The sequence below is a fragment of the Actinomycetota bacterium genome (assembly GCA_035536535.1).
Taxonomy (GTDB): Bacteria; Actinomycetota; JAICYB01; order JAICYB01; family JAICYB01; genus DATLNZ01.
Genome location: DATLNZ010000196.1, coordinates 1 through 10,273 on the forward strand (window position 1 = coordinate 1; position 10,273 = coordinate 10,273).

Annotated in this window: 11 protein-coding genes; 9 read left to right on the top strand and 2 right to left on the bottom strand. The window is 71.0% G+C overall.

The annotated features are described in order from the left end of the window. The 8 genes from argC to argH form a co-directional block, all read left to right on the top strand. A partial coding sequence (gene argC, locus VNE62_12905) for an N-acetyl-gamma-glutamyl-phosphate reductase (protein ID HVE93178.1) occupies positions 1 to 628 on the top strand: 628 nt, incomplete at its 5' end. Further along, positions 625 to 1,794: a bifunctional glutamate N-acetyltransferase/amino-acid acetyltransferase ArgJ gene (argJ, locus tag VNE62_12910; GenBank protein HVE93179.1), complete on the top strand. Its 1,170-nt coding sequence runs from the start codon at positions 625 to 627 to the stop codon at positions 1,792 to 1,794. The genes argC and argJ, both read left to right, overlap by 4 nt. After that, positions 1,791 to 2,657, top strand: a complete 867-nt coding sequence (argB, locus tag VNE62_12915; GenBank protein HVE93180.1) for an acetylglutamate kinase — start codon at positions 1,791 to 1,793, stop codon at positions 2,655 to 2,657. The genes argJ and argB overlap by 4 nt, the downstream gene beginning before the upstream one ends. Further along, positions 2,654 to 3,856 (top strand): aspartate aminotransferase family protein, encoded by a 1,203-nt coding sequence (locus VNE62_12920; protein ID HVE93181.1) that lies wholly within the window; start codon positions 2,654 to 2,656, stop codon positions 3,854 to 3,856. Before argB ends, VNE62_12920 begins: the two co-directional genes overlap by 4 nt. Then, positions 3,853 to 4,785 (top strand): ornithine carbamoyltransferase, encoded by a 933-nt coding sequence (argF, locus tag VNE62_12925; GenBank protein HVE93182.1) that lies wholly within the window; start codon positions 3,853 to 3,855, stop codon positions 4,783 to 4,785. Before VNE62_12920 ends, argF begins: the two co-directional genes overlap by 4 nt. Before the next feature lie 2 nt (positions 4,786 to 4,787). Continuing rightward, positions 4,788 to 5,243 carry an arginine repressor gene (locus VNE62_12930; protein HVE93183.1) on the top strand — a complete coding sequence of 152 codons (456 nt, stop codon included), beginning with the start codon at positions 4,788 to 4,790 and terminating at the stop codon, positions 5,241 to 5,243. After that, positions 5,240 to 6,442, top strand: a complete 1,203-nt coding sequence (locus VNE62_12935; GenBank protein HVE93184.1) for an argininosuccinate synthase — start codon at positions 5,240 to 5,242, stop codon at positions 6,440 to 6,442. Before VNE62_12930 ends, VNE62_12935 begins: the two co-directional genes overlap by 4 nt. Further along, positions 6,439 to 7,953: an argininosuccinate lyase gene (gene argH / locus VNE62_12940; protein ID HVE93185.1), complete on the top strand. Its 1,515-nt coding sequence runs from the start codon at positions 6,439 to 6,441 to the stop codon at positions 7,951 to 7,953. The genes VNE62_12935 and argH overlap by 4 nt, the downstream gene beginning before the upstream one ends. On the opposite strand, the gene VNE62_12945 is transcribed toward argH, so the two are convergent. Continuing rightward, positions 7,944 to 9,209 carry a Glu/Leu/Phe/Val dehydrogenase dimerization domain-containing protein gene (locus tag VNE62_12945; protein ID HVE93186.1) on the bottom strand — a complete coding sequence of 422 codons (1,266 nt, stop codon included), beginning with the start codon at positions 9,207 to 9,209 and terminating at the stop codon, positions 7,944 to 7,946. The two genes, argH and VNE62_12945, sit on opposite strands and share 10 nt — an antisense overlap. 23 nt (positions 9,210 to 9,232) lie before the next feature. Here VNE62_12945 and VNE62_12950 point away from each other — a divergent pair, with 23 nt between their 5' ends. Continuing rightward, positions 9,233 to 9,889, top strand: a complete 657-nt coding sequence (locus VNE62_12950) for a DNA-3-methyladenine glycosylase (protein HVE93187.1) — start codon at positions 9,233 to 9,235, stop codon at positions 9,887 to 9,889. 1 nt (position 9,890) lies between these two features. Here VNE62_12950 and VNE62_12955 read toward each other — a convergent pair. Next, positions 9,891 to 10,273, bottom strand: a 383-nt coding sequence (locus VNE62_12955; protein HVE93188.1) for a PASTA domain-containing protein, incomplete at its 5' end; no start/stop codon positions are given.

The window sequence follows — 10,273 nt, forward strand, 5'->3', positions numbered from 1 at the left end:
GAACCGTAAGGCCGTGGCCGGGTCCGGGGCGGTCGCCAACCCCGGCTGCTACCCGACGGCCGCCGTCCTCGCGCTGGCGCCGCTGCTGAGAGCGGGGGCCGTGTCCCCCCGCGGGATCGTGATCGACGCCGTCTCGGGGACCAGCGGAGCCGGACGATCCCCCGGCGACGGCTTCACTCTCTCCGAGCTGGACGGGTCGTTCGCTGCGTATTCCGCAGCCGGCCACCGGCACGGTCCCGAGATCGCGCAGGAACTGTCGGCGGCGGCCGGCGAGCCTGCCGAGCTGGCGTTCGTCCCCCACCTCGCCCCGATGTCGCGCGGACTGCTGGCCACCTGCTACGCCACCATCACCTCGGGGCCACAGGACGTGGCGGCGGCGCTGCACGACGCCTACGGCACCGAGCCCCTGGTCCACGTGCTGCCGGAAGGACGTCAGCCCGCGACGAAGCATGTGGCCGGGACCGCCATGGCCGTCATCGGCTTCGCGATACAGGGAACGACCGCGGTGGTGACCTGCGCCATCGACAACCTGGGCAAGGGGGCCGCCGGACAGGCGGTCCAGAACGCCAACCTCATGACGGGTCTGTCCGAGACCACCGGCCTTGCCGTCGACGGGGTCTTCCCGTGAGCGTCACCGCGGCCGGGGGATGGAAGGCGTCCGGCGTCGTGGCCGGGACGAAGTCCGCCGGGGGCCTCGACCTGGCGCTGATGGTGTCCGACGTCCCGGCGGCTGTTGCGGGCGCATTCACCACGAACAAGGCACCGTGCGCCCACATCCAGCTTTGCGTCCCACGTGTGGCCGCAGGCGTGTCCAGGGGGGTCCTGGTCTCGGCAGGCATCGCCAACGCTGCCACGGGAGCCGATGGCCTGCGGGATGCGGAGTCGCTGGCCCAGGCCGCGGCGGACGGTACCGGCTGCCCGCCGGAGCAGATGCTGTTCTGCGCCACGGGGGTCATCGGCCCGAGGATCCCGGTGGACCGCGTACGGCCGGCCGTGCGCGCCGCTGTGGCCGGGCTGTCGCCTGAAGGAGGGGACACCGCGGCCCGGTCGATCATGACCACCGACACGCGCCCAAAGCAGGCGCTGCTGCGCACCGAAGGCGTGACCGTCGGTGGAATGGCGAAGGGGGCCGGGATGATCGCCCCGCGGATGGACGTCCCCCACGCCACGATGCTCGCCTTTGTCACGACCGACGCCGTGGCGGATGCGTCTGTCCTGAGGCACTCGCTATCGGCGGCGCTGCCCCCGACGTTCAACTCGATCAGCGTCGACGGCGGCTGCTCAACCAACGACACGGTCCTGCTGTTCGCGAACGGCACATCGGGGGTCCGGCTGGCGGATGAAGTCCTGTCCGAGGCGGTGCGCGAGGTCATGGCCAGGCTCGCGTACGAGATCGTTTCCGACGGCGAGGGCGCCACGAAAGTCATCCGGGTGGCTGTTACGGAAGCCGTGTCGCAGGAGGACGCGCGCAGGTGCGCAAGGTCGATCTGCGATTCGCTTCTGTTCCGGGCCGCCGTCTGGGGAGGCGACGCCAACTGGGGGAGGGTGGTCCAGGCCGTGGGCCAGTCCGGGGCGGAGTTCGACCCCGGCCGCGTGAGCGTCTCCATCGGGGGAGTCGAACTGGCTCGTGAAGGCACAGCGACACACGACGTGGTGCCGGTCCCGGCCGGGGAGGTCCCGGTGGAGGTCCGGCTCGGTCTCGGCGACTCGTCCTGGGAGATGCTCACGTGCGACCTGTCGCCGGAATACGTCCGGCTCAACGCCGACCCGCTGGTCCCTACGGAGGCGCCGTGACGACCGGTGTCCTGGACAAGGCGCGCGTGCTCGTGGAGGCGCTGCCGTACATCAGGCGCTACTCGGGGCGGGTCGTGGTCGTGAAGTACGGGGGCCACGCGATGACGTCCGCCACCGCCGTCGGTTCCTTCGCCCGCGACATCGCGCTGATGCACTACGTGGGCATCCACCCGGTGGTCGTCCACGGCGGCGGGCCCCAGATCTCGGAGCTGATGATGCGACTGGACCAGACCCCGAGCTTCGTCGACGGCCACCGGGTCACGGGGGCCCAGGAGCTGGACGTCGTGCGGATGGTCCTGCAGAAGACGAACAAGGAGCTCGTGTCGGCGATCAACGAGCACGGGGACATCGCGGTGGGCATCTCGGGAGAGGACGCCGGCCTTCTGCGAGCGTCACCGCTGCAGTCGGCCTCCGGTCAGGACCTCGGCTTCGTCGGCTCTGTGGAGGCGGTCCACCCGCGGGTGGCGCTGGGGCTGGTCGAGTCGGGCTTCGTGCCGGTGGTCGCGCCCATAGGCGTGGGGGCCGGAGGGCAGGCCTTCAACATCAACGCCGACCTCGTGGCCGGGGCGCTCGCACGATCGCTGCGCGCGTCGAAGCTGGTCTACCTCACCGACGTCGACGGGCTCTACCGGGACCTCGGCGACTCCGGCTCCCTGATCTCGTCCGTCTCGGCCTCCGAGCTGGAGCGGATGGCGCAGCAGGGCTCGTTGTCGGAGGGAATGATCCCGAAGGCCGCCGGATGCGTGGAGGCCGTCCGGGGGGGGGTCGAGCGGGCCCACATCCTCGACGGGGGCGTGGAGCACGCGCTCCTGCTGGAGGTGTTCACTGACTCCGGGGTCGGCACGATGGTGGAGGCCTCGTGAGCCGCCCGGCCGGATCCGTCACAACACCCGGGACCCTGGACGTGGGCGCGGGGCCATTCCTGGACACGTACCGTCGCCTGCCCGTCACCTTCAGGTCCGGAAGCGGGTCGCACCTGACTGACGACACCGGACGCGAGTACCTGGACTTCCTGGCGGGCATCTCCGTCTGCGCCCTCGGCCACAGCCATCCGGCGCTGGTGGAGGCGATCCGGGAGCAGGCGTCCAGGCTCATCCATGTCTCGAACCTGTTCCACACGGACGTCGGCCGTCGGGCGGCGCAGGATGTCTGCGACCTGCTCGGCGGCGGCGGAGTGTTCTTCTGCAACTCGGGGGCCGAGGCCGTGGAGGCGGCGATCAAGCTCGCCCGCAAGCGTGCATGGAGGCTGGGTCAGCGGGACCGGATGCGGATCGTGGCCCTGGACGGTTCCTTTCACGGCCGGACATACGGCGCCCTGGCGGCGACGTTCCAGGCGTCCAAGCGCGAGGGGTTCGGTCCGCTGCCGGGGGGATTCGACAGCGTGGAGCCCGGAGACGTCGCGGCACTGGACGCAGCCGTCACACCACAGACCGCCGCTGTGATCATCGAGCCCGTCCAGGGGGAGGGGGGCGTGCGGCCGCTGTCGCCGGACTTCGCCCGGGCCGCCTCCTCGCTGTGCCGGGATCGGGGCGCCCTGCTCGTGTGCGACGAGATCCAAACGGGGCTCGGGCGCACCGGCCGGTGGTGGGGGTTCGAGCATCTGCGGGTCCGACCGGACGTCGTCTGCATGGCAAAGGGCCTCGGCGGCGGGTTTCCAGTCGGCGCCATCTGGGCTTCAGACGATGTGCGGGACGGATTCGCCCCCGGCGACCACGCGACCACCTTCGGCGGCGGTCCGCTGGCCTGCGCCGCGGTCTCGGCCGTCATAGGGGCCATCCGTCAGGAGGGCCTCGTGGAGCGCGCGGAGTCCGTGGGCGCGCTGCTGGCGGATCATCTGTCCCAGTCGGGGGAGGTGCGCGGCAAGGGCCTCCTGCTCGCACTCGAACTCGGACGTCCCATCGCCGCGGCGGTCGTGGCGTCCGCTCTCGAGGAGGGACTCGTGGTCAACTACGTCACCCCGTCGGCGGTGAGGATCGCCCCGCCTCTGGTGATCACCGACGACGAGGCGGCCGAGGGCGCGAGGCGGCTCAACGCCGCCATCCGGAAGGTGGCGGGCGCTTGACCACTTCTCTGCCGCACCTGCTGAAGGTCTCGGATCTCGACTCCGAGCGGCTGCTCAGCCTCCTGGAGAGCGCCATCGCACTCAAGGCCGATCCTGCCGCGGCGGACGGCTGTGGCCGCGGGCGGTCGGTGGCGATCCTGTTCGAGAAGCCGTCCCTGCGCACGCGCTTCTCTCTGGAAGCCGCGCTGGCCGCGACCGGAGCCCATCCCGTTGGCGCCTACGACCAGGAGGTGGGAATCGGCACCCGCGAGGACGTCACCGACGTCGGAAGGGTCCTGGGCAGGTACGTCGCCGCCATCGCGATGAGGACCTTCGACCACGCCCGGCTCGAGCAGCTCGCCGGCGCGGCCGGCGTCCCGGTGATCAACGCCCTGTCGGACACCCATCACCCACTCCAGGCGCTGGCCGACCTGATGACGATCGCCGAGCACTCCTGCGGGGGCGACGTCGCGTCGCTCAGGGGGCTGCCGGTGGCGTGGGTAGGCGACGGCAACAACGTCGCGAACTCCCTGATCGAGGCCTGTGCCCTGGCAGGGTGCCTGCTGAGGGTGGCGTGTCCCGCAGGGTTTGAGCCCGAGCCCGGGCTGGAGCAGTGGGCGTCGGAACGCGGAGCGGTGGTAACGCTGGGCCACGACCCCGCGGCCGCCGTCGAAGGCGCAGCCGCGGTGTACACCGACGTGTGGGCCTCGATGGGGCGGGAGCACGAGGCGGGGGCCCGGGCCAGGGTCTTCGAGCCATACAGGGTGACCCCCGAGCTGATGGGCCGCGCGGACCCCGACGCAATATTCCTGCACTGCCTGCCCGCCCACCGCGGGCAGGAGGTCAGCGCCTCGGTCATAGACGGTCCGGCATCGCGTGTCATCGACCAGGCGGAGAACCGGATGCACACGGCGCTGGCGCTGTTCGTCCGGCTGTTTCGGGAGGAATGATCATGGCCAACGAGCGGTCCAGGCGCCGTGCGGTTCTGATGGATCTTCTGGAAGCCGGCTTCGCCGGAACCCAGGATGAGATCGTCAAGCGGATGGCGCGAAAGGGGTTCACCGTGACGCAGGCCACGGTTTCGCGCGACCTGGAGGACCTGGGAGCGGTGAGGCAGCGGGTGAAAGACAAGGTCGTCTACGCGCTGCCGGTCCGCAACGGCCCCCCCACGGGCTTCGGGTCGCGCGTGCTGAGCGAGCTGGTACGGACGGCCAAGTCGTCCGGAAACCTCGTGGTGGTCAAAACCTTTCCCGGAATGGCCGCGACCGTGGCGGCGGTCGTCGACTCGGCGGACGTCGAGGGAGCCATGGGCACGGTGGCCGGAGACGACACCGTCCTGGTGATCGCCGACGAGAAGACGTCCGGGCGCACCCTGGCCTCCCGGATCACGAAGCTGGCTGCGCGATGACCGAAAGGTGCGTCCTGGCGTTCTCCGGCGGGCTGGACACCTCCGTGTGCGTGGCATGGCTCAGGGAGCGCGGCTTCGACGTGATCGCCCTGACGGTTGACGTGGGGCAGGGGGCCGAGCTCGACGGGCTGCAGGTCCGGGCCGAGGCGGCCGGTGTGGCGGATCTGGTGGTGATCGACGCCCGTGAGGAGTTCGTGACGGAGTTCTGCTGGCCGGCGCTGCGGGCCAACGCTCTGTACGAGGGCCGGTATCCGCTGGTGTCCGCGCTGTCGCGCCCGCTCATAGCGCGGCACCTCGTGCGCGTGGCGCGGGAGCGGTCGGCGACCACCATCGCCCACGGATGCACCGGCAAGGGTAACGACCAGGTCCGCTTTGAGACGTCGATCGGCTCACTCGCGCCGGACCTGAAGATCCTGGCCCCCATCCGGCAGGAGGGCATGCAGCGCGACCAGGCCCTGGAGTACGCCGCGGCCCACGGCATCCCGGTCGTGGCCACGGCCGAAAAGCCGTACTCCGTGGACGAGAACCTGTGGGGACGCGCGATCGAGTCGGGAGTCCTGGAGGATCCCTGGACGGAGCCGCCACCCAAGGACGTGTTCGAACTGACCGTGGATCCGCAGGCCGCGCCGGACGAGCCCTCGGACATCGTGGTGGGCTTTGAGCGGGGGATCCCGGTGTCCCTGGATGGCGATCGGACCGATCCCGTAGCCCTGGTCCTGCGCATGCAGGAGATCGCCGGCGCGCACGGCGCGGGCAGGATCGACATGATCGAAAACCGGTTGGTGGGCATCAAGTCGCGCGAGGTGTACGAGGTGCCGGCGTCCATCTCCCTGATCACAGCCCACCGTGACCTGGAGGACCTGGTGCTGGAGCGCGACCTCGCCCACTTCAAGCAGGGAGTAGAGCTGAGGTACGCGGAGCTGGTCTACAACGGGATGTGGTTTTCGCCCCTGAAGGCCTCCCTGGACGCGTTTGTGGAGTCCACGCAGGAGGACGTGACGGGCGAGGTCCGCCTCAGGCTGCACAAGGGGACCGCCCGTCCGGTCGGACGCCGGTCCCCCCGGGGCCTGTACTCCCCGGAGCTCGCCACCTACACGTCGGGGGCCGATTCCTTCCAGCACGACGCCGCGGCGGGGTTCATCTCGCTGTGGTCGCTGCCGGTTCGCGTCTGGGCACAACGCCGGCGGGACCGGACGTGAGTCCCGGCAGCGAGAGAGCCGGCCGCCCCGTGTGGGCCGGCCGGCTGCCCGGCGGGCTGGCCCCCGAGGCCTGGTCGTTTCTGCACTCCCTGCCGCACGACCGGTTCCTCTGGTCCGACGACATCGTCGCGACCATGGCCCACGTGCTGGGACTGGAGGCCGCGGGGATCCTGAGCGCCGCCAAGACCAGGAGGCTGCTCGCGGCCCTGAAGCGGCTCGGCCCCCGGGCGGACCGCATCCTGGACACCGACGAGGACGTCCACTCGGCCATCGAGCGGTGCCTGACCGAGGACCTAGGCTCCCTGGGAGCTTCGGTTCACGCGGGACGGTCACGCAACGACCAGGTGGCCACGGCAATGAGGCTTCACACGCGAAGGCTGGTCGTGGAACTCGGCGGGTCGGTCCTGCTGCTGATACGGGCGCTCGTGGGCAAAGCGGCAGAGACCGGGGCCGTCCCGGCGCCCGGGTACACGCACCTGCAGCGGGCCCAGCCGGTGACGGTCGGACATTGGCTGCTGTCGCACGCATGGCCACTGGAGCGGGACCTCGTCCGCCTCGCCCACGCCTACCGTACCTCCGACGTCTGCCCCCTCGGCGCGGGCGCGCTGGCCGGCAGCACCCTCGCCGTCGACCCGCGCGTGGCGGCCCGCGTACTCGGCTTCTCGGCGGTGTTCGGCAATTCGATGGACGCGGTGTCGGACCGGGACTTCCTGCTGGATGCCTGCTACGCCGCGACCGTGGCCGCCACGCACGTATCGCGGCTGGCCGAGGACATCGTTATCTGGTCCAGCGAGGAGTTCGGATTCCTCCGGATCTCCGACGACCATGCCACCGGCTCAAGCATGATGCCCCAGAAGCGCAACCCCGACGTCGCGGAGCTGGCGCGAGCGGCACCGGGACCGGCGGCGGGCGCACTGGTGGGGCTGCTGATGACGCTGAAAGGCCTGCCGTCGGCCTACGACCGCGACCTGCAGTCGGACAAGCAGGTCGTCGCCGGAACCGTCGAGCACGTCACCCGCGCCTGCACGGCGATGGCCAGCCTCACATGCGGGCTCACATTCGACCACGATCGCCTGCACGAGGCCGTATCGGACCCGGCGTTGATGGCCACAGACCTCGCCGAGATGCTGGTCCGTCGCGGGGTCCCTTTCCGGCGGGCGCACGAGCGCGTAGCCGGATTCGCCCGGACGGCCGCCGAAGCGGGGGCCGAGTTTCCGGCCGTCGCCGCCCGTCCCGGCGCGTCGTCCCCGCTAAGCGTCTGGGAGGCCCTGGACGTGCTTCACCCCAAGAGCCCCCTCGCCAGGCGCAGGACCCCCGGAGGCCCGGCGCCGGCGAGCGTCAAGGCCCAGGTGAGGTCACTCTCCTCAAAGCTGTCGAGGCACGAAGCCGGCCTGGCGAAGATGAAGGCCTCGCTTCCCGACCCGGGAACCGTGAAGGTGGCGCGAAAACAGCCCGGCCCGAAAGCCGCGAAGGCGGCCCGGAGGCCGCCGCGGGCCACCCGTCAGACGTAGCCGCGCAGGCTCGACGCCCGCGCCACGCGCTCGACCCCCAAGGCGAACGCCGCCTCCCGCCACGTGATGCCGGGGTGGGCGTCCCTGAAGGCGGCGACAGAAGCAAACATCTTGCCCATGACAAGGTCCAGCTCGTCGTTCACCCGGTGCTCCGACCATCGGTACTGCTGGATGTTCTGGGCCCACTCGAAGTACGAGACGGTGACGCCGCCGGAGTTGACCATGATGTCGGGGAGCACGATCACCCCCGAAGCGTTCAGGACGGCGTCCGCCTCGGGCGTGACCGGGTGGTTGGCGGCCTCCACAACGACGCGCGCCCGGACCCTGGGAGCATTGCGCTCGTGGATGACTCCGCCGAGGGCGGCCGGGATCAGCCAGTCGACCTCCAGCAGGAGCAGGTCCTCGTTGGACACTGCGTCCGCGTCCGCGAACCCCACCACGGAGCCGGTGGCGGACTGGTGGGCGCAGACGGCGTCGACGTCCAGTCCGTTCATGTTCACGATGCCCCCGCGGACGTCCGACACCGCCACCACCCGGCACCCCAGTTCTCCGATGAGCTTTGCCGCCCACGACCCGACGTTGCCGAAGCCCTGGATGGCCACCGTCGACCCCTGGAGCGTCAGGCCGAGATGCGCGGCGGCCCTGCCGATGCAGATGACCACGCCTCGTCCGGTGGCGGCCTCCCGGCCGAGGGAGCCGCCCAGCTCGACCGGCTTGCCCGTCACGATCCCCGGGGTGTGCCCGTAGCGCTGGCCGTAGGCGTCCATGATCCAGGCCATCGTCTGGGCGTTTGTGTTCAGGTCGGGGGCCGGGATGTCGCGGTTGACCCCGAGGATGTAGGAGATGTTCATCGCAAACCGGCGGGTCATGCGCTGCAGCTCCGACTGCGACATCAAAAACGGCTCGCACTGCACGCCGCCCTTGGCCCCCCCGAAGGGCAGGTCCACCAGAGCGGTCTTCCAGGACATCAGCGAGGCGAGAGCGCGCACCTCGTCGAGGTCGGCCTCGGGGTGATACCTGATGCCGCCCTTGTAGGGACCCCTGGCTCCGTTGTGCTGCACGCGGTAGCCCTGGAAGACCATCAGCCGGCCGTCGTCCATCCTCACCGGAACCTGGACGGAGATCTCGCGGTACGACGACCGCAGGACGTCGCGCATCTCCTCGCTCAGTCCCAGCAGGTCCGCCGCGCGGTCGAAGAAAAAGGTGACGGCCGCGAACGGGTTGGTTTCGTGGGTGGGGGTCCGGACCGTCGCCATCGGCCCAAGTATCATGACCGGCCGTGCGTGCCCGCAAAGAAGCGCCCGGCCCCCGGACGCCCCCGCCCCGTTCCCCGGCGCCGACGCCCCTGCCCCCGGTCCTGGGCCGGGACTTCTACGAGCGCGACGTCACGGAAGTCGCCCGGGACCTGCTCGGCTGCTACCTCGTCACCGGGTCGGGCCGCGCGCTCACCGGCGGGCGCATCGTGGAGACCGAGGCCTACGGGGGGCCGGGAGACCCCGGCTCCCACGCCGACAGGGCTCCATCCGGGCGGGCGCGCATCATGTTCGGCCCCGCCGGCATCGCCTACGTCTACTTCACCTACGGGGTGCACTTCTGCATAAACGCGGTCACCGGCCCCGAGGGGGTGGGGAGCGCGGTCCTGTTGCGAGCGCTCGAGCCCATGTGGGGTGTGAGGCGCATGCGGGAGGCCGGCGCCCCGGCGTCGCTGCAGGACGCCAAGCTCGCGTCCGGCCCGGGACGCCTGTGCCGTGCCCTGGGTGTCGGCCGGGACGACAACGGCGCCGACCTCACGACGGGCAGGATCCGGATCCTGTCGCGCGATGGTGCTCCGCCCGAGACCATCGCAGGCATCAGGGTCGGCCTCACGCTGGACGACCGGCGGCCGTGGAGGTTCTGGACCCCGTCCCCTGCGGTCAGCCGCGGTCCGGTCCGCTAGCTCAGTCGCAGCCCGGAGGGTTGGAGTAGAGCGTGACGGTGGTGCCGCGGGGAGCCGAGGATCCGCCGCCCGGACTCTGTCCCCACACCACTCCGGACTGAGCGCCTTCACGGCACTGCCGGGAGGACGCGGAGCGGAAGCCGGCCCGGGACAGCGTCCCGCTGGCTTTGGCAAGGGACATCCCGACGACGCCGGGCACACGGGAGGGACCGGCCTGCGGCTGGGAGCCGGGACCGTCGTCGCCAATGCCCGGGGTGCGCAGGGAGGAAGATCCGCTGCCCACGCAGATGTTCACCGATCCTCCTGAAACGCTCTGGCTCACCACGACACCGGCCGTGCCCGGGCACCGGGACACCGACGCGTCGTAACCCGCCGCCCGCAGGA

What these genes read in the sequence shown, in the direction of transcription:
- VNE62_12930 (HVE93183.1), top strand. Translation starts at nt 4,788, where the DNA reads ATGGCCAACGAGCGGTCCAGGCGCCGTGCGGTTCTGATGGATCTTCTG.
- VNE62_12935 (HVE93184.1), top strand. Translation starts at nt 5,240, where the DNA reads ATGACCGAAAGGTGCGTCCTGGCGTTCTCCGGCGGGCTGGACACCTCC.
- VNE62_12945 (HVE93186.1), bottom strand. Translation starts at nt 9,209, where the DNA reads ATGGCGACGGTCCGGACCCCCACCCACGAAACCAACCCGTTCGCGGCC.